Genomic DNA, 26165 nt, shown 5'->3' with positions numbered 1-26165 from the left:
AGTATCTATGATTTTACGTTTGTTATTCCTTACAATACTAATGGTTGTCACAATGTATACAACATCGTCAAAAAAATTGAACAAGTTGACCAAAGCAGACTCTTATCTTCTGTGAATGTTTTAGTAATACTATGACTAAACGAAAATAACTTTCATATATGGAATTAGTTACATGAATCAAGTTGTACATAGCTATAACCTTATTAGCAAAATTAACCATTGGATTTCGGCTGTTGTTATTATTGGCTTATTTGCTGCTGGTCTATGGATGGTTGATTTAAGTTATTACAGTGCTTGGTATCAAGATGCACCACATTGGCATAAATCAGTCGGATTATTGCTCGCGGCTTATACTGTGTTTCGAGTGATTTGGCGCTTATTTACGCGCTCACCTGAAGTAGAAGGGACTGCATTTGAAAAAGTGACAGCGAAAATAGCTCACTTTTTAATGTATGCGTTGCTGTTTGGCATTTTTATTTCAGGTTATCTCATTTCCACTTCTGATGGACGTGGGATTGATATTTTTGATTGGTACACCGTACCATCCCTCGGTGCACTATTTGAAGACCAATCAGATATCGCAGGTTTACTACATTATTATTTTGCATGTACCTTGATAGGTTTAACATCTATACATGCGATTGCAGCACTAAAACATCACTTTGTTAATAAAGACAATACGTTACGTAAAATGACAGGAGCGACAAAATGATCAAAATGGAAATGAAAAAATGGCTAACTACCGCTGGTCTATGTGCCACTATGGTATTACCTATGGGTGCAATTGCAGCGGATTACCAAATTGACACTAAAGGAGCCCACGCCTCAGTAAACTTTCGTGTAAGCCACTTAGGTTACAGTTTCACACAAGGCCGTTTTAATGATTTTCAAGGCACCTTTTCTTACGATCCAGCCAATGTTGAAGCTTCAAAAGTAAATGTTGTTGTCGATACTGGCAGCATTGATTCAAACCATGCTGATCGTGACAAGCACATTCGTAGCGATGACTTTTTAGATGTCAGTAAATTCCCTGAAGCAACCTTTACAAGCACTAAAGTGACGGATAAAGGTGACGGTCAATTAGCGATTGACGGTAACTTACAGCTACATGGTAAAACGGTTCCAGTAACCATTGATGCTGAATTTATCGGTGCAGGTGAAGACCCGTGGGGTAATGAACGTGCAGGATTTAAAGGTACTACTCGCCTGGAAGTAAAAGACTTTGGTATTCAAGAAATGGCAGGGGCAACTTACGTGGACTTAGACCTTTATGTTGAAGGTATTAAGCAGTAACGGTTTATAGACTTCATACAACAAAGGCTCGCTAATTAAATTAGTGAGCCTTTGTTTTTATTTGAAAACGTAACTTCAATATTCAATCGTAAAAAGCTTTGTTATAAAAAGCTGTGTTATAAAAAATTTAGTCATAAATTGTCGGTATAGGCTGACGTTTATGTTGCGTTGCTTTATAAATATCCACTAAACGATCAACCACTTCTTGCGCCACTGGCTTACCTTCCAAGAAATCATCAATTTGGTCATAGCTTAGGTTTAGTGCATCTTCGTCGGTTTTTTGTGGCGCAAGCTCCTCAAGATCGGCGGTGGGTACTTTCTTAACTAATGCCTTTGGTGCTCCGAGTTCAGCAGCTACTTGACGAACTTGGCGTTTGTTTAAACCAAACAGTGGAGCTAAGTCACACGCACCATCGCCAAACTTAGTATAGAAACCAGTAATGTTTTCTGCAGAGTGGTCTGTGCCTAACACTAGACCACCAACATAACCCGCCACTTCATATTGAGCCACCATACGGGCACGAGCTTTAACATTACCTTTCACAAAATCGACTTTCGCCGGATCGCTTGGTAGTAGCCCGGTACCACTTAATGCTTCATGGCTTGCCGCGTGCAGACCATCAACACCGGCTTTAATGTTGACTGAAATAGAGTGGGTAGGTTGAATAAATGACAGTGCGACTTGAGCTTCATCTTCGTCTTTCTGCTCACCGTAAGGTAGGCGTACTGCGATAAATTGGTAGTCAGTTGTATTATTTTCGGTATTCAGTTGATCTACCGCTAACTGAGCAAGACGACCACAGGTAGTCGAATCGACACCGCCACTAATACCAAGAATTAATGACTTACAGCCAGATTGCTGCAATTTATTCTTAATAAAAGAAACTCGGCGAGTAATTTCAAATTGAGCATCGATAGCGGGTAGGACTTGCATTTCTTGACGAATGAGTTGCTCCATGAGAATTCCTTATTGTGCAGCAAAAAAAGTTATAGATTAAACTGTGATTCCAATCATATAACTATACCTAAGTGACCTCAAGGAGTGAGTCTAGCCCATAGCCAAGTTACTTGGGTATATATCACTGTATGACTAACGATGGTAATCTTGCGTCTATTCGATATCGACTTGAGGAATTTCTGCTTCGTGAATATTGCAATTTTTGGTAGTGCGTTTAATCCGCCAAGCTTGGGACACAAAAGTGTACTAGAAAGACTCAAACATTATGATTTGGTTTTGTTAGTGCCAAGTATTGCTCACACATGGGGAAAAGACATGCTCGAGTATTCCGCTCGCTGCGAGATGGTTGAAGCTTTTATTCGAGATGCTAAGTTAGAGAATTTACAAATAAGCAATGTTGAAGCGGAGATTTTGCAGTCAAATGTAGAGGAGCAAGGGCAGTCAGTAACGACCTATGCCGTGATGACAGCGCTACAAGAACGCTACCCACAAAGTCAGCTTACCTTTGTTCTTGGTCCTGATAACTTTCTAAACTTTGGTAAATTTTATAAAGCGGATGAAATCACGACCAAATGGTCAATATTGGCTTGTCCTGAAACATTACCGGTTCGTAGTACTCAGATCAGACAGCGTCTTGCCAATCATCAATCAATTGACGACCTTACTACGCCATCTGTCGAGATATATATTCAAGAGCATAAACTTTATAGCTAAAGATCCTCTATGAACTTAACGATTTATTCGCAATCGCCAAACACAATTGCTCAGCCTGCTGGGCATTTGCCGAAAACACCTCATCAATAATACGTTCTGTTTTAATGCCTGATGCGCGAAGTTTAAAGGCTTGTCTTACTTTTAATGCCATTTGCAGTGAGGCGTGATCAATACTTGGTATTTTAGCTGCATTTTCTAGCGTTAACACTGAGTCATCTAGCTTAGGGCTCAGTTTTTCAAATTCAAAATCTACAATTTCCAGCCATTTTTTCTGCTCATTATTGCTTGGATCAAAAGGGGATTGACTCAAGGTATCTAGCAAAACATCTAATAGTGCTGAGCGTTGAACTAAACCCGCTTGGTGGGGATAGTTCTTGGTTGAACGTACCGATACTTCCACTTCAATCAATGAACAGTTTGGAAAGTAGGTTAGGGCGTTTAAACAGTCAAAAGGCAGCCAGAAAGTATCCCCCGCATTCATCACATATTCCGCTTTCCCCAAGCGCACAGAAGCAAAGCCACTTAAAACAGAAATTAACTTATGCTTTATAGTTTTTTTACGCGCGGTGGTATGCAAGAAAGGATATTGATGTATCTGATGAGCGATTAAATAGTTCATGAGCCGTTTTTTAGCGATTAAAATTCAGCGCTAAGATACCGTTTTCTAGTCATCATTCCAATCACTTTTATCCCTAAAACATTTCTAGTGTTGTTGTTTTAGCGCAATGAAATTAAGGGTTTTGTTAAACTTGAACATTCGTCTATTCACTAATTTAACGAATTCAGGTAATTTACGCATCCCAATTGGCTTTACCTTGAGATTGTTCCTGTCTATTTGGAGCATATCATCGTAAAATTACCTGTTTATTCATAACTGCAGTAAATTAATGAGCATTGATAACGATCCATACAAAGAAATTCGTCCTTATAATGATGATGAAATCCCAGCAGCTCTTGAGCGTCTAATTAATGATGACAGCTTCATTAATGCGATCATCAAATATCGTTTTTCTCATAAACCGGCTTGGTTTAAAAAGCTGGTTTCTCCTGCGATAAAAGTCTATCTAAAGATCAAATGGTCGAAACTCAAAACCGTTGATGATATTCAACGTGAAGTTGAGCTTTACATGGGATCAACCTTAAATAAGACGACGAATGGCGTGACGTACTCGGGCCTAGAAAAGCTAGACCCTGAGCAAGCTTATCTGTTTGTTTCTAACCACCGCGATATTGCAATGGACCCAGCATTAGTTAACTGGGGCCTTTATAATAATGGTCATAAAACCGTTCGCATCGCGATTGGTGATAACTTATTAAAAATGCCTTGTGCAACTGAGATGATGAAGCTGAATAAAAGCTTTATCGTAAAACGCTCAATTAAAGCGCCCCGTGAAATGATGAAAGCGTTAGGTTTACTGTCGTCTTATATTAAGCATTCATTAGAAACTAAGAATTCTATTTGGATTGCTCAGCGAGAAGGGAGAGCAAAAGACGGTAATGACATGACAGAGCCGGCTATTTTGAAGATGTTTCACGTAGAAGGGCGTCGCCAAAAAATTTCGTTTCCTGACTACATTAAATCACTCAAAATTGTGCCCGTTTCTATTTCGTATGAAAATGATCCTTGTGATATCGACAAAGCCAAAGAGCTTTATGAAATCGAAGTAAATGGTAAATACGAAAAAACAGAATTTGAAGATATTGCTAGTATTGTTAAAGGCATTATTGGTGAAAAAGGGCGAGTACATGTTAGCTTTGGTGATGTGATCACCGATGATTTTGAAAGTCCCGATGAACTTGCCAAAGAGTTAGATCGTCAAATTCATGCTCTGTACCGTTTGTACCCAGTAAACTTATTAGCCGCGGGTAAGCAAAGCGATGCCATCACGGAAGAAGTTGAAGCGAACTTTGCTAAAAAATTAAAAGCGTTACCGGCGGGTGCTCAAGAAAAATTAGTCGCGATGTATGCTAACCCGGTTGCCAAGAAAAACGAAGTCGTGCAACTAGAAGAATAACCGACGACTAAAATCCAGTAATAAAAAAGCAACTGATTGATTCAGTTGCTTTTTTATTACCTAAAGAGTAGATCGAATTATCGATTCAAAGAACGGCTTTGAAGTTCAAAAATTAACTTTTCAGCACTACATTCAAACTTAATGCGAGCGGTTAGTTGCGTGGCATTGTCGGCAACATCTTCAATGTCACTTTGATAGTTTGAATTCACACGCTCAGCAAGTTGAAGATAAGGTTGAAGTTGAGCCATTAATGTCTCTTTACCTTGAGCTAAAATGGTGACTTCAGCAACATCATCACCTTCTTTGATGATGAATCCCATTTCCGCACTACAGCCACAAGCTTCGCATACTTCATTTTCTGCGCTTACTTCTAACTCTGTTTCTGTTGTCATATGTTTATCCTCGTACAAAAACTGTGGGTACTTTACGCCTGATTTTAGATGAAAACCAGAAAAAAGCATTGAGCTAAAACAAACCCACAGCATATTAGCTGTAGTGACTAAGCCGGCATAATGACAGGGAACCCATGTTGAGGATGTTCAGATAAGAGTACTTTTTGCCCATAGACTTGTTCTATATTCGATGCAGTTAAAGTATGCCAAGCATTGCCATCACTTATAATGTCACCTTGATCGAGTAGTAAAATTCTATCTGCATATTGAGCAGCTAAGTTTAAATCATGCAACACAAGGACAACAGCAGTACCAGTCTTAGCCATCTCTTTTACTAACTGCAAGGTATTATGTTGATGTGCTAAATCGAGTGCAGAAGTCGGTTCATCTAACATAAAGATGCGATTAGATTGAGCATAATGAAGCTGAGTTAATACTCGTGCTAGGTGTACTCGCTGCTTTTCACCGCCAGATAATTGAGGGTAAAGCTGCTTGGCCATAGCGAGTATGTCCACTTGCTTCATTTTTTCTCTAGCAATAATACTTAGTTCAGCTTTAGAAGTATTTAATGGTAAACCACCTAACTCAACGACTTCTTCAACTAAGAAAGGAAATGATAGGGTACTATGTTGAGGCAACATACCCAGATGACGTGCAAGTTGCTGCTTATCCCAATTTGCCGTGGGCTTACCAAAATATTGCAAACTGGCATTTGAATTCGCTTGTTGTGAGAGTGATGCTTCTCCACATAACAACTTCAATAAACTGCTTTTTCCTGTACCGTTAGGGCCAAGTAAAGCCGTTACTTCCCCTAGACGAATATCTAAGCTGACATCATTTAAAATCTGCTTTTTGCCATATTGTAAGGTGAGGTGCTGTGCTTTTATGGCGATTTCATACTGCATATTTTTAACCTGCATTAGATAAAACGTCCCTTTTGCTTAAATAGAAGATACAGAAAGAAAGGGGCACCAACGAGAGCAGTCACAATACCGACCGGAAGTTCAGCGGGCATCACCGCCACTCGTGCAAACATATCCGCAACGGTTAACAGTAAAGCGCCTAATAGAATAGAAACGGGGAGTAAGGTACGGTGATCTGGCCCAACCAACATTCGACCTAGATGCGGGATCACGAGCCCCACAAAACCTATCATGCCGCTTAAGCTGACCGTCACACCCACACCGACTGCCGTTAGTAAGATCAAACGACGCTTGAGAGATTGAATCGGTACTCCAAGGTGCTTAGCTTCCGATTCACCTAACAGCAAGGCATTTAAAGCTGGAGCTTGTTTAATAAATAGAAACGATAATAGCGCCAACGTTATGCTAGCTAGAGTAATACTAGGCCAAGTCGCACCCGCTAATGATCCCATAGACCACAATGAGAGATCTCTTAACATTTGGTCATCAGCAATAAAGTTTAAATAACCAATCGCAGCCCCCGATAAGGCACTAATGGCAACCCCCGCTAATAGCATAATGGTAACGGAAGTCCCTAAGTTACTGGTGCCTAGCTTATAAACAATAATTGTCGTTAAAGCGCCGCCAAGAAAAGCAAATATTGGAACCGCAGCGAAATTCATAAAATTAGGGTAGTAGCTTGCCATGCCAGAAAATAACACAATCGCCAGTGCAGCGCCCAAGGCGGCGCCTGCGGAGACACCGATTATGCCAGGTTCAGCAAGCGGGTTACGAAATAGACCCTGCATGACCGCGCCACACAATCCCAGGATCCCGCCAACTAACAAGCACAGTAATGTTCTTGGTAAGCGTACTTGATGAATAATCAAAGCGACATGTTGAGGGAGTTCTGAGTTGGATGGCAGAAAGCTCATGATGCTGTGGGTCAGACTAATCTGCATCGGCCCAACCGCTATCGATACCAGACTGGTGATAATCACAAGACTAGTAAACAAGAATAAAATAATGGGTAGAGAAGCTTGTCTTAACATGTTTAACTTACTCGCTAGGGTAAATTAAAGGCTGAATACGCTCAGCTTCAGATAGTGTTTTTAAGCCCACACCGCCAACTAACGCCTTACCATCAATCGAAATGATGTTATGAGCTTTTCCTGCTGGGGTTGCCGCTAACATAGGCATTTTTTTTAAAATCGCTTCCGCGCCACCTAAGTCATCTAAGCTACGACCACTCACTAAAATGACATCAGGTTGCATCTCAATCATCGACTCTAATGAAATAGGCTTGTATGAATCGAATGATGCTGCGGCAGGGTTGATAGCACCCATCATTTCAATTAAAGCATTTGGCGTTGTATGGTTGCCGGCCACATTTGCAGGGCGCCCATCATGGATAAGTAAGAACATCACTTTCTTTTTATCTTGTGGCTGATGAGACTTTAAAGCGACAACTTGTTTATCCACATTTTGCTTAATACTGGTGGCTTGTTGCTGCTTTCCGGTAATGTCAGCAATTTGGTCAATACGTTTATCTAGTCCTTCAATCGTCGCTTCGTTATTAACGACCGCGACAGTAATGCCGGCTTGCTTTAACGTATTGAGAGTCGAATCAGGGCCCATTTCATCCGAACCTATTAATAAGCTCGGTTGCAGTGCCATCAACCCTTCGGTAGAGAGTTGGCGGTGATAACCCACTACCGGTAATGATTTTCCACTAGGCTGTTCACTGGTGACATCAATTGCCACTAATTGCTCTTCCGCGCCCAATGCTTCAATAATTTCAGTCACGGCTGCGCCGGCACTAATAATACGTTCGGTTTTGCTATTAGTATCAGAATCCAAAGCATTAGAAGCCACAGTATTAGAAGCTAGTACACTAGATGAAAAGCTAGCAACGACTGACAATAAAACCGTTAACGCAGACTTTTTAAAGCTTTGACGTTTCCTTACATCAAAAGAAGAAATAGCGTCGAAAGAAGGCATAACATTCTTGTCGCTATTTAACTTATTCTTATTGCTATTTAACATTGGTTGGTTCCTCCATGAGAATTTGAGTAGCTGAGATGTTTTGCTGTTGAAGGAAGCCAAATAATTTCACTATATGTTGTATTTCAGCGTGCTTATCGGCGGCAATAATCACTTCTTTTTTAGGGTCTTGCGTGGCAGTCGTCGTTAAAGATTTTTTAAATGCCTCCCAACTAGGGGAAGCTTTCCCATCAATCGCCCAGTAGGGGGGCTGATTTAAAATGTTGATTGTGATGGATTGTTTCTCGACAACTTTCGCCTCACCCGATTCCGTTGAGGGGAGTTGCACTTCTAATGAACTCAACTTAACGGAAGCGGTTAGCATTAAAAAAACCATCACAATAAAAATAATATCGAGAAGTGGTGTTAAGTCAGGAGTGATCGGTGATGAGTAACTTGAGGTATTTGAGCGAATCATTTTACAACCTGCGCTTCTGTGGCAGTTGAATGCCTAGACTCTGCTGATGGTGCTTTTTCAGAGGGCATCATATCGACACCTTCAATCCATAAATTGACTCGATTCATCGCATGTTCAAGTTTGCTAATAAGCTGCTCTGACCACAAAGTGAAAAGCTGCGCGCTGACAATCGCAGGTAGGGCGATAATCAAGCCAGCAGCAGTCGTGCGCATCGCGATACCTAAGCCATCGGCAAGATCGTTTGGCGTAATATTGCCAGAACTCGCCGCCACACCTTTAAACATATCGATTAGCCCCAATACGGTTCCTAATAGACCGATTAATGGGCTGATAACACCGATAAGTGTGAGGATCTTTAAACCGCTTTGTAACTGATGACGCTTTTCTTGTAGCCAAATTCCTGCCACATCTTCACGCAATGGCTTAGCTAAAGATGACTGGCGAAGAAGTAATGAAACGCCCTGATAAATCACAGCACGACGTTGAGAAAAAATATCCGCTAAATGCTGAACTTTTGCCGTTTCTGATGGCTTAATTGAGGCTAGAGGGCTTGAAATTTGAGCTCGTCCAACCGAGTGATTAAAGATCACATGAATTAAACGCTCGACAATAATAATCAAGGTAAGCAAAGAACAAATCATAAGCGGCCAAGCCATTAAGCCAAGCAACTGCTCTATTTGAGAAATAAATATCATTGATTAATCCAACTTGAAACGAATAGGAACCTGCACTCGATGCGCGATCGAAGTACCATTGATTTTACGTGGTGAAAACTTCCACTTTTTTATTGCCTCTAGCGCCGCTTGATCAAGCATCGAGGCACCAGAGGAAGACAATAAGTTTTGCTTAATTTGTTGACCATTTTCATCGAGCCAAATTTCATACATAGCCGTGCCTTCAATACCTCGGCGCTGAGCTAACCTAGGGTAGCGGGGCTTTGTTGGTGGCGCTAAAAAGCTTGGCTGTTCAATAAGGATTGGTTTTTCACTTACGCCTTGCTTTGCCGAGCTTGCAGGTGAAGCCTGAGCGGTAAGTTCTTTTTCAACAACTGGTTCAACTTTAGCCTTTGGCTGCGTCTTATCTATTGATGGCTCTTTTACGACGGAGCGTTTTGATACTGGCTTTTTCGCTATCTCTTTTTTAGCAACTGTTTGTTTTTCGATAGACTTATTCTTTTTAACGGGCTTTTTATTTACCACCGGATTTTCATTAACAGAAGCAACCTTAGGTTCTACAGGCTGCGCCGCTTTAGGGGTAGGCGGTGTAGGCTCTGTTTTTTCAGAAGGTGACGTTAGATTCGTCGACTCACTTGGCTTTATCTCAGATTTTGTTGATGTAGAAGGTGATGGCGCTTTGACAAATTGAAGAGAAATTGTGCTCGCTTGATTACCAACAGGCATGGCAAAAGCTTTTTTTTCATCAAATTGACTGACTAACGCAGCATGGGCGCCAAAAGAAATAAGAGCAGCACAAGTATAACGACGAACGTTCACATCAAATCCTTTAGAACATAAACTTAACTTTCAACGATTATTGATCACAATCTAAATAATATCAATTATCAATTGCATTCTCATTTGTGTGAATTTATGATTCCTCTCACATGCTTAATACGAATACAAAAAGAGTGATTAACAATGGATAGGGATGAACTAAAACAAAAAGTTAGAGAGTTTCTAGAGAAAGATGACAGCACTTTACCTGTTACCTTAGCTCAACACTTAGGTGTTAGCGAAGGAGAAGTAGTTTGTGCATTTCCAGACGATATGGCGGTTATCGTACCCGGTGAACATGCGCAAACATTGCTCGAAAGCATTGTCGGTTGGGGACCTGTAACCACCATAATGCATTCCTTTGGATCTATCTTTGAAGTTAAAGCAGCATTCCCAAAAGGTAAAAATGCTCATGGTTACTATAATTTAATGGGCAAACCTGGTGAGTTACACGGTCACTTAAGGTTAGATCTTATCGACAAAGTTGCTCTTGTCTCAAAACCTTTCAGAGGAAAGGAGAGCTATTACTTCGGCTTTTTTGATTCATTAGGAAATAGTATTTTTAAAATTTATTTAGGTCGAGATCAGAAACGCGTTTTATTCGCGGATCAGGTAGAGAAATTTAAACAAATTCAAATTGAATTAAGCCAATAAGGGAACATTATGGAAAGCCAAACCATTCAGGCAAAAGAAGTAAAACAAGAAAGGTTACAAAATAGGCTAGGACCAGAAATTCAAGAGTTTCGCTCAAAAAGAAAAACCATCCAGTTAGCGACGGTTGATGACACAGGTAAACCTAACGTGAGCTATGCACCTTTTGTGGTAAATGGTGATGGATACTTTGTACTCATTTCTGAAATTGCTCGTCACGCTAGAAACCTTATCGCAAACCCCCAAGTATCTTTAATGTTGATTGAAGACGAAGATAACTCTAAGCAATTATTTGCTCGTAAGAGATTAACGTTTGATGCGGTTGCAAATATTGTTGAACGAGATTCAGCACAATGGCAACAAGTGACAGCAGAGCTAGAACAACGATTTGGTGAAATAGTGAAAGGATTAAGCCAATTAGAAGACTTTAAACTTTTTTGTTTAAAACCCGTACAAGGTCTGTTTGTTAAAGGGTTTGGCCAGGCATTTCAAGTTTCAGGTGACGATCTTGTTGATGTGGTGCACTTAGATAAAGGCCATAAAAAGATCAGTAACCAATAATAATTGCGCACTAAAGGGCGTAAACGATTTTAGTCATCAAGTTCCCATTTTAATCTACGTGTCACAGTAGAACAGCAAGGGTTTTATAAATAAACATATGGCCGCCTAGATGCGGCCTTAGCAATTATCCATTTGCGAAGTGTTTCAACGGATACCGTCAATTTGCTCAAGCAGGACATTACAACCTTAGTGCGCATTATGTATCTTATGTTAAATAAGGTACTCGATTTCTTAATAATCAGTCTGTTATGCCCTGTGATTCCTTAAATTGTAAAACATCTCAAACAATTTCTATTTCTTTAAACTGTATAAAGACCATCTTTTGTCTTTGTCGGTAACCCAACTTAATACATTCTCTAGATTAGATTTAGGCTAAATTGCTCTCCATCCTTACCCAGACAAAATTCTGGTTTAAAGTAATCTGGATTTTGCATTGCCCAACACTCTAGTTGATGGCTGATATGAATTAGTCGAGTTTGCTTTGGTTTGGTTGCTGTGACTATCTCGACAACATCGCCTAGATTATTATGGTTTCTATTCGGATTGTTGAATTCCGGTGAATGGTTACAATCGATAAGTAAAATATCGATACTCCTATTCTCTAGCCATGTTTGAGTGTCTTTAGGCAAACCAACAGTATCGGTTAAATAAGCCAATCGTTTTGTGCTTCCAGTTTTTAAATCTCGGTAGCTAAAGCAATACCCAAAACAGATTTTAGAATGCTGCATTGGCAAAGGCGTTATCGTAATGTTTTGCCATGTGAACGATTCAAATGCAGTCAATGGCGGTTGAAAGTCTAATAAGCCTGAATGTTTGAATAAATCGTCACAGCCTTGCTCATCAGGTGGTCCATCAACCGGAATGCTCTCCCCGACTCCCCAGCGTAAATCAAACAAGCCATGAACATGATCCATGTGATAATGCGTGAGTAAAATTCTATCGATAGAACCACTAGGAAAACGTTGTAAAAGATCATCACAATTGGCGTCCAGTAAGAGCTGCTTACCATTATGTTCAATTAACGCAGACGTTTTTTGTCGGCGATATTGCGAGTTTTCTATTGCACGTTGGCAAGCTTGGCAATCACAACCATATACAGGCAACATACCGGTATTGCCTGTTCCTAATAAGGTTAGTTTCATCCTTTTTCATCCATTAATTGGCTACTGTTTTTATCTACAGTACATGATTGAATAGATAAAAGTCGTTGCTGATAATACTTATTAAAAGGTTCAATTGCTTTATCTAAACAGCCACTATTATCGAGTTGTATTGCGCCTTTTATTGGCTGTAAATTCAATTGATTAGAACGAATCAAACGCTGTTCAACCTCCTCAAGGCTTTCTCTTCCTCGGGCAATTAGTCGCTCTTTCAGTATGTTGCTTTCAACGCTTATCACCACAGGAATTAAGGTGCAGCCATAACGTTTTTTCGCTTGCTCTAAGTGGGCTCGTGAACCATTAATCATGACATCGACGCCTTTATCTAGCCACACATCTACTTCACAACCAATACCATAACAATGCCCATTGGCTTGCCAATCTAAAGCGAAAAGCTGGTTGTCTTTACGCTGTGAAAATTCATGTGACGACAACGCCACATGATTTTCGCTTCCTGCATCGGCAGAGCGTGTTATATAACGATGGGCAATCATGATGTGTTTTGGCCAGTGCTCACGAATTCGATTCATTACGCTATCTTTACCAGAACCAGACGCGCCAATTACGTAGAATAAACAAGCGGTTGACCTTGAATGAGGATAACTAGATTCCATTAAAAGACCTTTATCCCTTCACGCCAAACCCCATCGATATAGGCTTGACCGTGTTTATACTGCGCGAGTAATAAATCAGCTCGTTTTCCTTCTTCAATTACGCCACGATCAAACAGTTGCAGTGATTGAGCAGGATTAAAGGTTGCAAGTTTAACCGCATCAGAAAGCGTTAATGAATTACGAGAATCATTGGCTAAATTAAACACGGCATCGAGCAAACTGACTGGGTAATAATCCGAGGAAAGAATATCTAACGCGCCTATACTCGCCAGTTCATGCGCGGCAATATTGCCTGAGTGTGATCCTCCACGGATAACATTTGGTGCCCCCATTAATACGTGCAAACCAAGATCTCTTGAGGCTTTGGCCGCTTCCAATGTGGTAGGAAACTCTGCTATCACCATACCGAGATCTTTTGATTCTGTAACATGAGCTAGTGTTGCATCGTCGTGGCTTGCCATTGGGATATTACGTTCACGGCATTGCCCACAAATGTCTTCACGATTCGGTGCAGACCATCGTTCGGAAAATGCTCGCTGCATGGCTTCAAACTCGGCCATTTCGGCATCGTTGTAACCGTATTTACCTTGATAATAGGTGCGATATTTTTCTATATTGACGAATTGACGCTGCCCCGGTGCGTGATCCATCAAAGACACTAGTTGTACTCCAAGAGTATTAATATAACGCTCAAAAATGCCAACGGTAGTGTCATGTGGTACTTCACAACGTAAATGCAGACGATGATCAACGCGATTAGTACCATTTTTCTGGCTTTGTACTACGGTATCAATCTGACTATCGAGAATTTCATGACGAAGTTCACCGCGGTGGTCTCCTAAGGAAAGCGCATTTAATACCGTAGTGATCCCTGCTCCAATAAGTTGAGTATCATGGGCTTTCATGGCTGATAATGGTGGCCAATCCACTTTGGGTCTAGGAGCAAAATACTTCTCAAGATTATCAGTGTGCAGCTCAATCAAGCCCGGTATTAAAAAGCCATTATCGCCATCAATTGCTTGTGGTAATTGGCTTGAAGTATTCGACATACTGCGAATCACACCATCTACAACTTCAACTGACCCTTTAACGATTTCATCTTTGAGCACTAAATTTACATTGGTAATGATCATATTATTTGGTCCTTAAACTGGCGTAGTCGTTGCCGCATTGATTTGATTAGTGTGAGAAATAGTCTGAGTACTCATGTGATATAAGCGATCCGAGACTTGATTACGGTTTATTTCATCATGAAATATGCCCACAATTGCTGCGCCACGTTGCTTAGCCTCTTGAATCAATTCCACCACGACTGCACTATTTTTTGCATCTAGTGAGGCGGTTGGTTCATCGAGTAATAAAATGGGATAATCCCAAATAAAGCCGCGTGCAATATTCACTCTCTGCTGCTCACCACCTGAAAACGTGGCTGGCGCTAAATGCCATAAGTGCTCACCCACATTCAAACGACTTAATAAAGTTTTGGCTTTCTGTTCTGCTTCAATGCGATCACCACCCATCTCAATCATAGGTTGCATCACAACTTCAAGCGCACTGATGCGTGGAATCACTCGTAAGAACTGGCTGACCCAGCCAATAGTATGGCGACGAATATTAAGTACTTGGCGTGGAGATGCTTGAACCATATCGATCCATTGTTGGTTATGGCGAACTTCAATCGAACCACTATCAACTAAATAATTGGCATATAAAGCGCGTAATAATGTCGATTTACCTGAGCCAGAGTGACCGTGTAACACAACGCATTCGCCCTGCTCTACATTAAGGCTCGCGTGGTTTAATACGGGTAAACGGATCCCGCTTTGGTTATGCAGCACAAAGATTTTACTGACGTCATTGACCTTGAGCATGATTGTTTTTTGATTCTTCATGTGCCGTTATCCCTGTAATACGGAAGAGACTAATAATTGCGTATATGGATGCTGTGGGTCATCTAACACTTGGTCGGTTAAACCGCTTTCCACGACTTGACTTTGTTTCATCACCATTAAGCGGTGAGCCAATAAACGAGCCACGGCTAAATCATGGGTAACAATCACTACTGCCAAATCGAGTTCATTGACCAAACGGCGCAATAGATCCAATAACTTCGCTTGAACGGAAACATCTAGTCCGCCAGTCGGTTCATCCATAAAAATCAATTTCGGATGTGTGACTAAGTTGCGAGCTATTTGTAATCGTTGCTGCATACCGCCAGAAAAAGTGGTTGGCATACCATCAATACGATCGGCTGGAATTTCAACATCCTGCAACCATTGCAATGCTTTATCTCGAATGTCGCCATAATGACGCTCGCCGACGGCCATTAATCGCTCACCAATATTGCCACCGGCTGAAACTCGCGCACGTAAACCGTCCATTGGATGTTGGTGTACGACTCCCCACTCTGTTCTAAGTAAATGGCGACGCTGACTTTCTGCCATTTGATATAAGTTTTCGAGCTGTTCAATACTGCCTTCACTAGCTGATTGTAGATAAAGAACCTCACCATTATCCGGTGTTAAACGGCCTGATATTGATTGTAATAAGGTACTTTTACCTGAACCTGATTCACCAACAATACCCAGCACTTCTCCGGGATAAAGCTCGAAAGATACATCACTAAACCCTTTGCCAGGTGCGTACAATTTACTGAGTTTATGTACTCGCAATAACGCGCTTTCAGAACTTGGTGAGCTGCTCTTTGATAAATCTTGAGACTGAGTTGAAGTTAACATGGCACTTGCTCTCCATTTTGACGGCAGTAATCGGTATCAGAACAAACAAAGGTACTTTCCCCTTGGTCATTAATAATGATTTCATCTAAGAAGGTATCGGTAGCGCCACAAATACTGCATGGCTCATCCCACTGCTGAATCTCAAATGGATGATCATCAAAATCTAAGCTCTGCACTTTGGTAAAAGGAGGAACGGCATAAATGCGCTTTTCACGCCCTGCGCCAAATAATTGCAGCGCAGGCATGTTGTCCATTTTCGGGTTATCAAATTTAGGAATGGGTGAAGGATCCATAATGTAACGGTCATTGACTTTCACCGGGTAAGCATAGGAAGTCGCGATATGACCAAAGCGAGCGATATCTTCATACAGCTTCACTTGCATCACGCCATATTCTTGTAATGCATGCATTTTTCGAGTTTCCGTTTCCCTTGGCTCAATAAAACGCAGCGGCTCAGGAATCGGTACTTGATAGACTAAGATCTGCCCTGCTTGTAATGGCGTTTCGGGAATGCGGTGGCGGGTTTGAATGATACTCGCTTCAACCGTTTTCTCTGTGGTGCTGGCATCAGCGATATTTTCAAAGAATGAGCGAATCGAAACCGCATTGGTCGTGTCATCCGCGCCCTGGTCGATTACTTTTAACGTATCGGATTGACCAATAATGGTCGCGGTGATTTGTACTCCACCGGTTCCCCAACCATAAGGCATAGGCATTTCACGGCCAGCAAAAGGCACTTGATAACCGGGAATTGCGACTGCTTTTAATAATGCACGACGGATCATTCGCTTAGTTTGTTCATCCAAGTAGCCGTAGTTATAACCTGAGTTTGAAACTGTTTTAGTTGAGTCTGTCTTAACTGAGATTAGCGAACTGATTTGATTAGACATTGTTCTGGCCTCCTTGCTGATGCTTGGATTCATACTCTTTATGCATTTCACGTAATAGCGCCAATTCAGATTGGAAATCGACGTAATGCGGCAGTTTCAAGTGCGATACAAACCCTGATGCTTCAACGTTATCGGCGTGTGCTAATACAAACTCTTCATCTTGAGCCGGCCCATCAACCGCTTCACCGTATTCTGGCGCTTGTAAGGCACGATCCATCAGGGCGACTGACATAGCTTTACGCTCGGTTAATCCCATTGTTAAACCGTAGCCTCGGGTTAATTTCGCCTTGTCTTGTTTATTACCCACAAAGCCGTTAATCATTTGGCACTCGGTTAACTCAATATCGCCAATTTCAATATTAAAACCGAGTTCTTCTGGGCAAACCGACAACGTGACTTCACCACTACGAATCTCACCAGCAAATGGGTGATTGCGCCCATAGCCACGTTGAGTGGAATAACTGAGCGACAGTAGAAAACCTTCATCGCCCCGTACTAGATTTTGCAAACGCGCCGAACGATCACTTGGATAATTGACCGGCTGCATCGTGATATCTTCAGGTGCTTGCTGATTATCGATTTCTGTAACCATCAAGTCAGCATGTTCTAGCATGGATAATACTTGCGGGCTTGCTTCTGGTTCCGCTTGCTGTGAATCGTGAGCATTATCTTGTTGTACTTGCGGATCTACTCCTTCGGCTAGTAGCGAAAAGTCGAGTAGTCTATGGGTGTAATCGTAAGTTGGGCCAAGTACTTGCCCGCCGGGAATATCCTTATAAGTGGCGGAAATTCGACGCTCGATTCGCATTTGGGTGGTATCAATTGGCTGACAGACAATCACGCGTGATAGCGTTGTTCGATAGGCGCGTAATAGGAATATCGCTTCGATTAAATCGCCTGCGGCCTGTTTAATGGCTAATGCGGCCAGATCTTTATCGTAAATGCCACCTTCATTGATCACTCGATCGACCGAGCCGGATAACTGCTCACGAATTTGCGCCACTGATAATTCATTAATCGAGGTATCACCACGGCGTTTTTGCGCTTGTAATTGATGGGCGGCTTTAATTGCTTTTTCGCCCCCTTTCACCGCTACATACATGGCATCACCTCCACAGTCGTTGAGCGAGGCAGTGCTACAACTTGCTCGCCACTAACCAAGATAAAATCTAACCCTAATGGGAATTTGTGCGTTTTTCGTTGCGATAACATGGCGCTGATGGCTGTCGGGGATAAAGATTGCACGACTACCCTAGCCTCATGCTCAATTCCTGGTCCTGAAAGACACAAAACAACTTGAGATTCAGTATCAGATTCGGATAGCGAGCAAGGTACAGTCGATAAGCCGGCGACCTCTACGATCACGGTAGTGCTGCGGTCTGGGTATTCTTCACATCCGACATAAAATGAGGTTTGTGACCAATCAAAGTTCTCCATATCTTGTTGACTAATCACGCCAAAGCTCGGCTTCTGCTGAATTTCTGATAACGGTTCCGCACCCTTTTGACTTGATAAAATTGCACAGCCAAGGTGGAAATTTAGGTTTTCTTTGATGGCGATATCACTGGCAAATGCATTGGATAACCATACCGGCGTGCTGTTATCGGCCAGTGCGAGTAAAACTTGTGTAGAAGCTGGCATCATACCGCCAAATCCTTGCGCTAAATTAAGCTCAACCAAAGTGCCAGGTTGTGACATTGCGGTGAGTAATTCTCTAAAACAGTATTGACTGTCATGTATGGTGTCGCCAAAACCAGCGGCTATTGCGCTCATGTGGACTCCTAATTAATAAAATTGTGTATTCCGTTATTTGATTTTCAGCGTGAATCTAGTCTTCACCTCTTACTAAGGTAAAGAAATCCACTTTACTGATCGCCACCTGCTGCTGACGGAGTTGATGCTTTTGCGCCCGAGTAGTTTGTAGTGGTTCAATAACGCTCATCATTAATTCTTGCTGGTAAGTCTCTGATTGCATCAAGCCATCAATCACTGCGGCAAGCTCTGCATGAGGTTTGTTTCGACCTGATAAGTAGCTATAACCAAGATCGCCACTTTCTAGTTTGACGACACAACGGGTCACGGTGACATCGGTAACATTAAAGCGGTTTCCGGTTCCGCCCATACGAGCCTGAACTTGAGCTAAACCGATTTCTGGTGCTCGGATCAGCTGATAATTAGGCGTAAAAGATTGGCTTTTCCAAAGCTCACTCAGTTGCTCGAAATCTGCTGTCGCCAGTGCAGACATCCATTGCTGACGTTGGCTTTGGTTTTGGGCGGTTAATTCATCAGTTTTCATTTAATGGTCCACAACAAGTTCCATCAGATCAGAACGAGTACTTGAGCAGGAATATTCCGCTATAGTATTGGTTCCGCTGATCACATTAAGGGTTTTCACCGTAAGTAACGGCAACGAAGGAGTTATCTGCAATAGTCGACAAGTTTGATTATTGGGTGGGTTGGCACTGATTCGTGTTTTATGACGGGTTAGATTCACCCCCAAATGTTCACGTAAAAATTGATGTAAAGAGCCTGATTTGAAGTTCTGCAACACTGGCCACCAGTTTAGATTGGCAAGGTATTGCTCAATCATTGCCATTGGTTTGCCATCGACTTTACGTAAAGTTCGAATGTGAATAATACGACTATCGAGTTCAACATTGAGTTGCTGTGCTAAATCCGAATTGGCATTGATCAATTGTGCTTTCAGCACTTCGCTACGAGGCAGAGAACCTTGATCGATTAGATTACTGGTAAAAGCGGCATTGGCATGTAATGGATAGCTCACTGGCTGAGCAAGTACCATGCAACCTTTGCCTTGTTGACGATGAACTTTGCCAAGTATGACTAATTCATCAACCGCTCGACGAACCGTGTGTCGATTCACATCAAAGCGCTCTGCCAACATCTTTTCCGAGGGCAAGTAATCTCCAGCGGAATATTGGTTAGAGATCTCTTGCTCCAGCGTATGGGCAATATCTAAATACACCGACATGTCATTCCACTCCCTCAGGCCACAGACCTTGCGACTTATCTAGACAAGCAAAAAAGAAACGACTTTCGCTTGCTGTTGAAACCCATATTGATGGTGAAATATGACAGTTACATGGCTGTTTTATGTCGAAGAAATGTCGATCGAGGACTTGTTGGGTTTATTAACCATTTGATTATTAATGCTTAAATGGTTTTTAAAGGCAGTTGCGTGGAACTTGTCTAGATGTGTTTGTCACATAAGGTTCATGAGATAGATGAACTTGCTGATGTTGGGTTAAAATTTTAATCAACAAAAAAGCCAGCACCTACTCGGTAACTGGCTTTCGATGTTTATGGTGTAGTTAACGTTAATCTAACGCTTACAACCCATTGTGATATTGCTGATTGGTCGAGCTTGGCACCATTTCATAGAGCGCCTGACTAGCGGCTGTTTCACCATTTAGTACAGCTTCAAATTGTTTAATAAGCTCTACTTTGCTTGGTAATTGCTTATTGCCAGCACCAATCTCGGTAAGGTCAATCATGAAGCCATCAAACAGGTCGCTTAAATCATCGATAATATCGGTGTTTAGGAACTGATCTTGGTTATAAATGCTTGGATACCCGCCCTTTTGCTTATCAATCGCGAAAGAGTCACCTTTTAAATTTTTGATGCTCGTCTTTTTATCACATGACAACATACAACCATTATCGATACGTGGTTTTTCACAACCGACACTTTGTTGGAAGAAGCACTGACGGCTTGCCATCAACAAGATTGGATGGTAGATGCTGTACATCATTTTGAAGTTCTTTGGTCTTGCAATGTGGCGGATTTGTTGACGGCTTATCTCATTTGAAATAAACGCACCACTACAACCAAAGTTCTGTTGGAATGATAAAAGCGCGTAAGAGTTGGTTGTATTTAACAGTGGCCCTGCAATCCATTTAATGCCTAAGCGTTCAGCATGATAAGCAATACCGGTATTGTTGGTTACGATTAGCTCAGGCTTTACTTCTTGCAAAATATTCAGTGCAACATCGAAGTCTTTACCAATTAATACTGGTGGGAACCACGGAATTAAGCGTGGATTCTCTTGGAAAAATGTCACGAATTTTGTGCAGCCGCGCTTGTAGGCATCCGGTAGTTTAAAGTAGATGTCAGCATCAGTTTCACCCACCAACGCAGCATCGTCTTCATCACAAATAAGAATCGACAGTTCCGGTTTTTGATCGGCTGGTTTCGCATGACGTTCAAGTTTAGGTAGTGTGACTTCTGCTACTGGCTTGATGCCGTCATTCAAGTAAGCAAGTAATTCATTTTTAAGCGCGGTAATTTCACGATATGGAATGCTTAATCCATCGGCAACTTGCTCTACATCGAACTCAACGAGTTCATAGTTAGCGTTATTAATGTTTTTGAAGCGCTTCTCAACTGCCTCTTTATCGACACTCAGCTTCTCACTTTCAGCCATTAAACTGTTTGAAGTGAATACGGCTGTCTTTGTTGTCGCTGGGCTATTAGGAAGTGCACTTGCATTTTGCTCTGTCGTGACGGTAAGCGTTAAAGGTTGATCTTTTTGGCTAGCGAAATGCAATTTAAGTTTTATTTTCTCAATACTGACTTGCGCGATTTTTTCATCGACCGTAGCGTTGATCTGTTGCTTTTCTTCATGCAATTGCTTTTTAGCATCAAAGATCTGCACCACTGAAATGATTTCATCTTTGTCGGCTTTAAATTTATCGATAATGTGATTTTTTGAGTTATCACGAGGGTTATCAATAAACATAGATTGGTTTAAATCACCGCGTAAGAAGGCATTGGTAAAATCACGATTAAATACTTTATATAAACGCTCGCCATCTTGAGTCAGTTCACCTGTTTCTATATAGCCATCGATTTGTTTACGGAAGCTGTCGATAACGGTATGAACATAGCTAGCGCCTTTAATGCGCCCTTCTACTTTAAATGAATGAACGCCCGCGTCGATTAACGCCGGTAGATCGAAGAAAGCGGAATTGTCTTTGATATTCAGTGGAAAATTGTGACCTGATTCCGTCGTTTCATACTCTTCACGACAGGCTTGGCTACAACGACCGCGGTTACCTGAGTTACCAGCGGTAGCTGATGTTGAATAACATAACCCAGAAAACGCCACACACAATGAACCATGTACAAATACTTCCACGAGTACGTCATGCTCATTAGAAACCTTAGTGATCGCGGTGATCTCACGTAGGTTCATTTCTCGTGATAAATTGACACGGCTGGCACCGAGCTTTTTAAGAAACGGAATTTGGCCTACATTGTGAGTCGTTAGCTGAGTAGAGGCATGAATATCAAGCGTTGGGAAGTATTCACGCAATACGTACAATAAACCTATATCTTGTACGATAACACCATCTAGTGTGGTATTGGCAAGGCGGTTAAGCAGCTTAACGACCGTTTTAAATTCACTTTCTAATATGACAATATTCAAAGTGAGAAATATTTTACAATCATATTGGTGAGCGAGTCGGATCGCGCCAACGAGTTGATCAAAGGAAATATTAGACGCACGGTTACGGGCATTAAAGGTATCTAGGCCGCAGTAAACGGCGTCAGCGCCTGCAATAATGGCGGCTTTAATGGCATCAATATCGCCACCTGGGGCTAATAATTCAATCTTTGGATTCATAACTCGGAGTCTCGTATAACTTTAAAGGCGGCATGATACCTTGATCTGTAGATGATGAGTATCATTGGGGGCAATTAATCTATTATCTTTGGTTTAATCGCGGTATTTTTATCAGGGAAGTGATTAATTTGAACCATAAGCGTAGAGGAAATCATAATGAATACAAACTTAAGTGGATCGTTACCTGTCCTCTACTCTCTGAGAAACTGCCCATTTGCCATGCGAGCGAGAATGGCAATATATCGTTCACAAGTACCTGTGCTACTGCGCGATATAGTATTAAGTGATAAACCGCCTGAAATGTTAGAAGTCTCACCAAAAGGCACAGTTCCAGTTGTTGTCACAAGTCACGGCACAGTAATAGAAGAAAGCTCAGAAGTGATGTTATGGGCGCTGAGTGAAAATGATCCAGAGGATTTATTGTTGAGCACGAATCCGGATATGTTAGATTCGATACGCGGTCTTATTCACCAGTTTGATACTGAGTTTAAACCGTGTTTGGAAGCCTACCGTGCAGCTAAGCGTTACCACGAACCAAACCTAGTTGCATGTCGACAAGCCTGTGAGAAATACCTTTGTGAATTAGAAGATCGCTTAACTCAACATTCCTTTTTAATGGCCGACCAAGAATGCCTTGCCGATTTAGCCTTACTGCCCTTTATTCGTCAATTTGCCCGAGTGGAAAGGCAGTGGTATCTACAGTCGCCCTATCCCAAATTGCGACAATGGCTAAATCAATACTTACAGAGCAAAATGTTCAGTAAAGTGATGACAAAGCATGAGTTATGGCTGGTTAATCGTAGAGATATTTTGATGGAATCCAAAGCAGGTTAAATTGGAGGGAAGAACATGCTTCTCTCCAATTTCAGTTTATTATCGTTGTTTTCTTTCAAACAGCGGAACGTCTTCTCCAACAATATACTTTTGTCGTAGTTTGGATGAGATCATGTCCATTATCATCACAATCACTACCAAGTTTAAGGTAATGAACATTACTACATCCCAGTTCCATAAACGCATATTTTCAGCATAGACTAAACCAATACCGCCAGCCCCGACAAAGCCTAGTACGGCGGCAGAACGCGTATTCGACTCAATTTGATATAAGCTCAATGCTAAGAAAGTTGGAAATGATTGAGTGAAAATAGCAAATCGATGCTTTTGTAGGCTTGCCGCTCCTACGGCGGTTAGACCGCGAGAAGGCTTTTCATCGGCAGCTTCGTGCCCCTCTGCAAATAATTTACCCAGTAATCCTAAATCTTGAATAAATATCGCCATCACCCCGGCTAATGGCCCCATGCCAATCGCGCGAACAAAGATCATGCCCCATATCGCCATATCAATGCCACGTAATACATCAAAAATTTTACGCAGCGTATAGGCAATAATTGTAAACGGCCCTTTCATAATGTTGCGAGAAGCAAAAAATGAAAGAGGAAGCGCAACCAAAGACGCGGTAATGGTACCTCCAAATACAATCGCTAAAGTAATTAATATTTGGCTGTAGTAATAACTGAATGGCCAGTTAGAAAAATCTTTCCAAACAAACATATTTGAAAAATAACGCATTAACTGTTGGCTGCCATTGATGAAAACTTGGTTGTTAACGCCGAACTGATTAAAGAAGAATAGGTAGAACAGTACAATTGAGACACCAATTATCGCAAGTTTCTTTAGATAGCGTTGTTGCTGAGAAAAAATGGCTTGATGCTCTTCACGCCAAACATCTAAATTTACATTATGATCGAACTGGGTATTGGCTATCATATTATGATTCCCCTAATACTTTTTGGCGTAAGTAACCAGAAATAGAATCGAGAAGTGATACCACTATGATAATGAGCAGTAGTGTCATGCTGACTTGATCATAGCGGTCGAGTTTTATATTGGTCATTAGTTCTTGCCCTATTCCGCCAGCGCCAACTAACCCCAGAATGGTGGATGACCGGAAGTTTACTTCTAGTCTTAAAAAGCTGTATGACATGATGATGGGTTTTACTTGTGGCCAAATGCCAAAACGAACATTCTCCCATCGGTTTCCGCCACAGGCACGCAAGCCTCTGACTGGATCCATAGATGCGGTTTCAATTGCTTCATAGAAAAGCTTGGTTAAACTGCCAACAGTATGCAATGCTAAAGCGATAAAACCGGGTAAGGCGCCGACACCATAAGCCATAACAAACATAACTGCCCAGGCCAACTCTGGCATCGTTCGTAAAAAGGCGACAAAGGACCGGATGGCCCAACGTACTCCAGCAGGAGCATAAGTATTATTGGCGGCAAAGAAAGCTAAAAAAGTCGCAACAATGGCTGAGACTACCGTTGCTGCAATGGCAACACAAAAGGTTTCCCACAATAATGGCAGTTGAATTGGTAGCCTATATCCCCAATAAATTAGCGAGCCTTCAACCGCATGGCCATTGGCATCACGCCCATCAAACAGGACATCCCACTTTAGAACGGGAACCGTATCAGCCAAATAATCAAAGAAATGTGGTGCACTGCTGATAACCTTTGCCAAGCTAAATTCAGCGAAGTAGCCAGATGTCAGGTATAACAACATAAATAGACCTGACCACATTAAAGCATCACGCTTTTGCTTTGAACGCACCTGGTGATAATAATGTTCAAACTGCTTATCCAAAATAATTTTTCCGTTGTAATGTAGGCATCAAAGATGAAAAATTGGCCACTATTAAAGGTCTACTGTCAGACGAATAAATAAGTGGCCAGGTTAAGTGGATTAACGAACCGTTTTTTTCTGTGCTTTTACTAGGTCAATCACCGATTGGTATTCCGCAATCGATGTATCTTCTAGATGCAGTTTTCCGCCTGCTGCTTTAACAAAACATGAGTGGTTTTCTTTATCTAGCTTTTTGACTGCGGCAATAAGATTTTGCTTTAACGTTTGATCCATATTGCCGCGCACAATCGTTGGGCCATTAGGGATTAAAGGCGATTCCCAAATAATACGGACATTAGACATGAGGTCATCAAAGCCATTATTTTTGACTTTACGCAATGCGCCTGCGGAATAACCATCCTCACTATTCCCTACCATTGATGTCCACGTTACCGCACCATCAAATTGGCCATTCAATACACCGAGAATGTCTTGCTCATGGCCTCCAGAAAAGCCGACTTTTTTGAAGAAGCCATTAAATTGATTATCCATGTTGCCACCAAGCTTTTGTTCAAACTGATTATTTGGGATTAAGAAACCAGAGGTGGAATCAGGGTCAGCGAAAGAGAATACTTTACCCTTCAAATCTTCGAGTTTTTGATAAGGACTATCAGCTTTTACGAGAATCACGGAATGGTAGCCTTTCGAGTTGTCGGTATCATCGGTGGTAATGCCAACCAATTCGACTTTACTGCTATCTTTTAAGTAGACCGATGCAAAAGATTTCGGTGACATGTTTAATACTAGGTCGACTTGATCGCCCAGTAAGCCTTGGATGACGGCGCTGTAGTCTGAAGCATTGCGAATGTTAACTGTTGCGCCAGTTTCATCTTCTAGAAAAGTCTTTACGCATTGGTTATTGCCTATTTGTGCGGTCGAGTTCTCGCCACCTAATACGCCAAGGTTAATTTCTGGCGCAGCTTGTACAGAAGTGGCAAATATTCCAGCGATAATCGCAACAAGGGGTAATACTTTTTTCATTGTGTGTTCCT

30 protein-coding genes are annotated in these 26165 nt (G+C 41.7%); 7 read left to right on the top strand and 23 right to left on the bottom strand.

The window, feature by feature from the left end:
* Nucleotides 1-172 precede the first annotated feature (172 nt).
* Entirely contained in the window at nucleotides 173-712 is a 540-nt protein-coding gene (locus K358_RS0105965) for a cytochrome b (protein ID WP_027695964.1), read from the top strand.
* A gap of 11 nt (nucleotides 713-723) precedes the next feature.
* The gene (locus K358_RS0105960) at nucleotides 724-1293 is read left to right on the top strand and encodes a YceI family protein (protein WP_027695963.1); all 570 of its coding nucleotides are present in this window, start codon (nucleotides 724-726) and stop codon (nucleotides 1291-1293) included.
* Nucleotides 1294-1420: 127 nt separating this feature from the next.
* Here K358_RS0105960 and nadE read toward each other — a convergent pair whose 3' ends face one another.
* Nucleotides 1421-2251 carry an ammonia-dependent NAD(+) synthetase gene (gene nadE / locus K358_RS0105955; RefSeq protein WP_027695962.1) on the bottom strand — a complete coding sequence of 277 codons (831 nt, stop codon included), beginning with the start codon at nucleotides 2249-2251 and terminating at the stop codon, nucleotides 1421-1423.
* A gap of 138 nt (nucleotides 2252-2389) precedes the next feature.
* Between nadE and K358_RS0105950 the strand changes: the two genes are divergently transcribed.
* Nucleotides 2390-2965 carry a nicotinate-nicotinamide nucleotide adenylyltransferase gene (locus K358_RS0105950; RefSeq protein ID WP_051241216.1) on the top strand — a complete coding sequence of 192 codons (576 nt, stop codon included), beginning with the start codon at nucleotides 2390-2392 and terminating at the stop codon, nucleotides 2963-2965.
* Nucleotides 2966-2972: 7 nt separating this feature from the next.
* Here K358_RS0105950 and K358_RS18145 read toward each other — a convergent pair whose 3' ends face one another.
* A complete protein-coding gene (locus K358_RS18145; protein WP_051241215.1) occupies nucleotides 2973-3584 on the bottom strand; it encodes a hypothetical protein in 612 nt (203 codons plus the stop codon).
* Between the two features lie 268 nt (nucleotides 3585-3852).
* Between K358_RS18145 and K358_RS0105940 the strand changes: the two genes are divergently transcribed.
* Nucleotides 3853-4980 carry a 1-acyl-sn-glycerol-3-phosphate acyltransferase gene (locus K358_RS0105940; protein WP_027695960.1) on the top strand — a complete coding sequence of 376 codons (1128 nt, stop codon included), beginning with the start codon at nucleotides 3853-3855 and terminating at the stop codon, nucleotides 4978-4980.
* Between the two features lie 77 nt (nucleotides 4981-5057).
* Here K358_RS0105940 and K358_RS0105935 read toward each other — a convergent pair whose 3' ends face one another.
* From K358_RS0105935 to K358_RS0105905, 7 genes are all read right to left on the bottom strand, one after another.
* Nucleotides 5058-5372, bottom strand: coding sequence for a DUF406 family protein (locus K358_RS0105935; RefSeq protein ID WP_027695959.1), 315 nt, complete (start codon nucleotides 5370-5372; stop codon nucleotides 5058-5060).
* 107 nt (nucleotides 5373-5479) lie between these two features.
* Entirely contained in the window at nucleotides 5480-6277 is a 798-nt protein-coding gene (locus K358_RS0105930) for a heme ABC transporter ATP-binding protein (protein WP_027695958.1), read from the bottom strand.
* A 14-nt stretch (nucleotides 6278-6291) separates the two neighbouring features.
* Entirely contained in the window at nucleotides 6292-7326 is a 1035-nt protein-coding gene (locus tag K358_RS0105925) for a FecCD family ABC transporter permease (RefSeq protein WP_027695957.1), read from the bottom strand.
* A 7-nt stretch (nucleotides 7327-7333) separates the two neighbouring features.
* Complete coding sequence (locus K358_RS0105920) at nucleotides 7334-8275, bottom strand: heme/hemin ABC transporter substrate-binding protein (protein WP_051241229.1); 942 nt, start codon at nucleotides 8273-8275, stop codon at nucleotides 7334-7336.
* A 34-nt stretch (nucleotides 8276-8309) separates the two neighbouring features.
* A complete protein-coding gene (locus tag K358_RS0105915) occupies nucleotides 8310-8735 on the bottom strand; it encodes an ExbD/TolR family protein (protein ID WP_027695955.1) in 426 nt (141 codons plus the stop codon).
* Entirely contained in the window at nucleotides 8732-9430 is a 699-nt protein-coding gene (locus tag K358_RS0105910; protein WP_027695954.1) for a MotA/TolQ/ExbB proton channel family protein, read from the bottom strand. Before K358_RS0105910 ends, K358_RS0105915 begins: the two co-directional genes overlap by 4 nt.
* 3 nt (nucleotides 9431-9433) lie before the next feature.
* Nucleotides 9434-10228 (bottom strand): energy transducer TonB, encoded by a 795-nt coding sequence (locus tag K358_RS0105905; RefSeq protein ID WP_027695953.1) that lies wholly within the window; start codon nucleotides 10226-10228, stop codon nucleotides 9434-9436.
* Nucleotides 10229-10372: 144 nt separating this feature from the next.
* Here K358_RS0105905 and hutX point away from each other — a divergent pair, with 144 nt between their 5' ends.
* Together hutX and hutZ are read left to right on the top strand one after the other, a co-directional pair.
* On the top strand, nucleotides 10373-10882 hold the full coding sequence (hutX, locus tag K358_RS0105900) for a heme utilization cystosolic carrier protein HutX (protein WP_027695952.1): 510 nt from the start codon (nucleotides 10373-10375) through the stop codon (nucleotides 10880-10882).
* A gap of 9 nt (nucleotides 10883-10891) precedes the next feature.
* A complete protein-coding gene (hutZ, locus tag K358_RS0105895) occupies nucleotides 10892-11440 on the top strand; it encodes a heme utilization protein HutZ (protein ID WP_027695951.1) in 549 nt (182 codons plus the stop codon).
* 356 nt (nucleotides 11441-11796) lie between these two features.
* Here the strand turns inward: hutZ and phnP are convergent, their stop codons facing one another.
* The 11 genes from phnP to K358_RS0105840 form a co-directional block, all read right to left on the bottom strand.
* Entirely contained in the window at nucleotides 11797-12582 is a 786-nt protein-coding gene (gene phnP, locus K358_RS0105890; protein WP_027695950.1) for a phosphonate metabolism protein PhnP, read from the bottom strand.
* Nucleotides 12579-13214, bottom strand: coding sequence for a ribose 1,5-bisphosphokinase (phnN, locus tag K358_RS18140; RefSeq protein ID WP_038149872.1), 636 nt, complete (start codon nucleotides 13212-13214; stop codon nucleotides 12579-12581). The genes phnP and phnN overlap by 4 nt, the downstream gene beginning before the upstream one ends.
* On the bottom strand, nucleotides 13214-14347 hold the full coding sequence (phnM, locus tag K358_RS0105880; RefSeq protein ID WP_027695949.1) for an alpha-D-ribose 1-methylphosphonate 5-triphosphate diphosphatase: 1134 nt from the start codon (nucleotides 14345-14347) through the stop codon (nucleotides 13214-13216). The genes phnN and phnM overlap by 1 nt, the downstream gene beginning before the upstream one ends.
* A gap of 12 nt (nucleotides 14348-14359) precedes the next feature.
* Nucleotides 14360-15106 (bottom strand): phosphonate C-P lyase system protein PhnL, encoded by a 747-nt coding sequence (gene phnL / locus K358_RS18135; protein ID WP_211232234.1) that lies wholly within the window; start codon nucleotides 15104-15106, stop codon nucleotides 14360-14362.
* 6 nt (nucleotides 15107-15112) lie between these two features.
* On the bottom strand, nucleotides 15113-15952 hold the full coding sequence (gene phnK / locus K358_RS0105870) for a phosphonate C-P lyase system protein PhnK (protein ID WP_051241214.1): 840 nt from the start codon (nucleotides 15950-15952) through the stop codon (nucleotides 15113-15115).
* Complete coding sequence (locus tag K358_RS0105865) at nucleotides 15946-16842, bottom strand: alpha-D-ribose 1-methylphosphonate 5-phosphate C-P-lyase PhnJ (protein ID WP_027695947.1); 897 nt, start codon at nucleotides 16840-16842, stop codon at nucleotides 15946-15948. Before K358_RS0105865 ends, phnK begins: the two co-directional genes overlap by 7 nt.
* A complete protein-coding gene (locus K358_RS0105860; protein ID WP_027695946.1) occupies nucleotides 16835-17944 on the bottom strand; it encodes a carbon-phosphorus lyase complex subunit in 1110 nt (369 codons plus the stop codon). Before K358_RS0105860 ends, K358_RS0105865 begins: the two co-directional genes overlap by 8 nt.
* Nucleotides 17935-18615 (bottom strand): phosphonate C-P lyase system protein PhnH, encoded by a 681-nt coding sequence (phnH, locus tag K358_RS0105855; RefSeq protein ID WP_027695945.1) that lies wholly within the window; start codon nucleotides 18613-18615, stop codon nucleotides 17935-17937. The genes K358_RS0105860 and phnH overlap by 10 nt, the downstream gene beginning before the upstream one ends.
* Before the next feature lie 55 nt (nucleotides 18616-18670).
* Complete coding sequence (gene phnG, locus K358_RS0105850; RefSeq protein WP_027695944.1) at nucleotides 18671-19138, bottom strand: phosphonate C-P lyase system protein PhnG; 468 nt, start codon at nucleotides 19136-19138, stop codon at nucleotides 18671-18673.
* The gene (gene phnF, locus K358_RS0105845; protein WP_027695943.1) at nucleotides 19139-19834 is read right to left on the bottom strand and encodes a phosphonate metabolism transcriptional regulator PhnF; all 696 of its coding nucleotides are present in this window, start codon (nucleotides 19832-19834) and stop codon (nucleotides 19139-19141) included. It abuts the gene before it with no gap.
* 358 nt (nucleotides 19835-20192) lie between these two features.
* A complete protein-coding gene (locus K358_RS0105840) occupies nucleotides 20193-22490 on the bottom strand; it encodes a peptidase U32 family protein (RefSeq protein WP_027695942.1) in 2298 nt (765 codons plus the stop codon).
* Nucleotides 22491-22646: 156 nt separating this feature from the next.
* On the opposite strand from K358_RS0105840, the gene K358_RS0105835 reads away from it, so the two are divergent.
* Entirely contained in the window at nucleotides 22647-23324 is a 678-nt protein-coding gene (locus tag K358_RS0105835) for a glutathione S-transferase (protein ID WP_027695941.1), read from the top strand.
* Between the two features lie 39 nt (nucleotides 23325-23363).
* On the opposite strand, the gene phnE (K358_RS0105830) is transcribed toward K358_RS0105835, so the two are convergent.
* From phnE (K358_RS0105830) to phnD, 3 genes are all read right to left on the bottom strand, one after another.
* The gene (gene phnE, locus K358_RS0105830; protein ID WP_027695940.1) at nucleotides 23364-24257 is read right to left on the bottom strand and encodes a phosphonate ABC transporter, permease protein PhnE; all 894 of its coding nucleotides are present in this window, start codon (nucleotides 24255-24257) and stop codon (nucleotides 23364-23366) included.
* Between the two features lies 1 nt (nucleotide 24258).
* Nucleotides 24259-25134: a phosphonate ABC transporter, permease protein PhnE gene (phnE, locus tag K358_RS0105825; RefSeq protein ID WP_027695939.1), complete on the bottom strand. Its 876-nt coding sequence runs from the start codon at nucleotides 25132-25134 to the stop codon at nucleotides 24259-24261.
* Nucleotides 25135-25233: 99 nt separating this feature from the next.
* Nucleotides 25234-26154: a phosphonate ABC transporter substrate-binding protein gene (gene phnD / locus K358_RS0105820; protein WP_027695938.1), complete on the bottom strand. Its 921-nt coding sequence runs from the start codon at nucleotides 26152-26154 to the stop codon at nucleotides 25234-25236.
* Nucleotides 26155-26165: the final 11 nt, after the last annotated feature.

The sequence above is a fragment of the Vibrio litoralis DSM 17657 genome (genome assembly GCF_000426765.1).
Taxonomy (GTDB): domain Bacteria; phylum Pseudomonadota; class Gammaproteobacteria; order Enterobacterales; family Vibrionaceae; genus Vibrio; species Vibrio litoralis.
Note: the sequence above shows the minus strand (reverse complement) of the source record. Positions and strands in the feature narration are given on the sequence as shown.

Excerpts from the sequence above, each read along its gene's own strand:
- K358_RS0105965 (WP_027695964.1), top strand. The coding sequence starts at position 173 with ATGAATCAAGTTGTACATAGCTATAACCTTATTAGCAAAATTAACCAT.
- K358_RS0105960 (WP_027695963.1), top strand. The coding sequence starts at position 724 with ATGAAAAAATGGCTAACTACCGCTGGTCTATGTGCCACTATGGTATTA.
- nadE (WP_027695962.1), bottom strand. The coding sequence starts at position 2,251 with ATGGAGCAACTCATTCGTCAAGAAATGCAAGTCCTACCCGCTATCGAT.
- K358_RS0105950 (WP_051241216.1), top strand. The coding sequence starts at position 2,390 with ATGGTAATCTTGCGTCTATTCGATATCGACTTGAGGAATTTCTGCTTC.
- K358_RS18145 (WP_051241215.1), bottom strand. The coding sequence starts at position 3,584 with ATGAACTATTTAATCGCTCATCAGATACATCAATATCCTTTCTTGCAT.
- K358_RS0105940 (WP_027695960.1), top strand. The coding sequence starts at position 3,853 with ATGAGCATTGATAACGATCCATACAAAGAAATTCGTCCTTATAATGAT.
- K358_RS0105935 (WP_027695959.1), bottom strand. The coding sequence starts at position 5,372 with ATGACAACAGAAACAGAGTTAGAAGTAAGCGCAGAAAATGAAGTATGC.
- K358_RS0105930 (WP_027695958.1), bottom strand. The coding sequence starts at position 6,277 with ATGCAGTATGAAATCGCCATAAAAGCACAGCACCTCACCTTACAATAT.
- K358_RS0105925 (WP_027695957.1), bottom strand. The coding sequence starts at position 7,326 with ATGTTAAGACAAGCTTCTCTACCCATTATTTTATTCTTGTTTACTAGT.
- K358_RS0105920 (WP_051241229.1), bottom strand. The coding sequence starts at position 8,275 with ATGCCTTCTTTCGACGCTATTTCTTCTTTTGATGTAAGGAAACGTCAA.
- K358_RS0105915 (WP_027695955.1), bottom strand. The coding sequence starts at position 8,735 with ATGATTCGCTCAAATACCTCAAGTTACTCATCACCGATCACTCCTGAC.
- K358_RS0105910 (WP_027695954.1), bottom strand. The coding sequence starts at position 9,430 with ATGATATTTATTTCTCAAATAGAGCAGTTGCTTGGCTTAATGGCTTGG.
- hutX (WP_027695952.1), top strand. The coding sequence starts at position 10,373 with ATGGATAGGGATGAACTAAAACAAAAAGTTAGAGAGTTTCTAGAGAAA.
- hutZ (WP_027695951.1), top strand. The coding sequence starts at position 10,892 with ATGGAAAGCCAAACCATTCAGGCAAAAGAAGTAAAACAAGAAAGGTTA.
- phnP (WP_027695950.1), bottom strand. The coding sequence starts at position 12,582 with ATGAAACTAACCTTATTAGGAACAGGCAATACCGGTATGTTGCCTGTA.
- phnN (WP_038149872.1), bottom strand. The coding sequence starts at position 13,214 with ATGGAATCTAGTTATCCTCATTCAAGGTCAACCGCTTGTTTATTCTAC.
- phnM (WP_027695949.1), bottom strand. The coding sequence starts at position 14,347 with ATGATCATTACCAATGTAAATTTAGTGCTCAAAGATGAAATCGTTAAA.
- phnL (WP_211232234.1), bottom strand. The coding sequence starts at position 15,106 with ATGAAGAATCAAAAAACAATCATGCTCAAGGTCAATGACGTCAGTAAA.
- phnK (WP_051241214.1), bottom strand. The coding sequence starts at position 15,952 with ATGTTAACTTCAACTCAGTCTCAAGATTTATCAAAGAGCAGCTCACCA.
- K358_RS0105865 (WP_027695947.1), bottom strand. The coding sequence starts at position 16,842 with ATGTCTAATCAAATCAGTTCGCTAATCTCAGTTAAGACAGACTCAACT.
- K358_RS0105860 (WP_027695946.1), bottom strand. The coding sequence starts at position 17,944 with ATGTATGTAGCGGTGAAAGGGGGCGAAAAAGCAATTAAAGCCGCCCAT.
- phnH (WP_027695945.1), bottom strand. The coding sequence starts at position 18,615 with ATGAGCGCAATAGCCGCTGGTTTTGGCGACACCATACATGACAGTCAA.
- phnG (WP_027695944.1), bottom strand. The coding sequence starts at position 19,138 with ATGAAAACTGATGAATTAACCGCCCAAAACCAAAGCCAACGTCAGCAA.
- phnF (WP_027695943.1), bottom strand. The coding sequence starts at position 19,834 with ATGTCGGTGTATTTAGATATTGCCCATACGCTGGAGCAAGAGATCTCT.
- K358_RS0105840 (WP_027695942.1), bottom strand. The coding sequence starts at position 22,490 with ATGAATCCAAAGATTGAATTATTAGCCCCAGGTGGCGATATTGATGCC.
- K358_RS0105835 (WP_027695941.1), top strand. The coding sequence starts at position 22,647 with ATGAATACAAACTTAAGTGGATCGTTACCTGTCCTCTACTCTCTGAGA.
- phnE (WP_027695940.1), bottom strand. The coding sequence starts at position 24,257 with ATGATAGCCAATACCCAGTTCGATCATAATGTAAATTTAGATGTTTGG.
- phnD (WP_027695938.1), bottom strand. The coding sequence starts at position 26,154 with ATGAAAAAAGTATTACCCCTTGTTGCGATTATCGCTGGAATATTTGCC.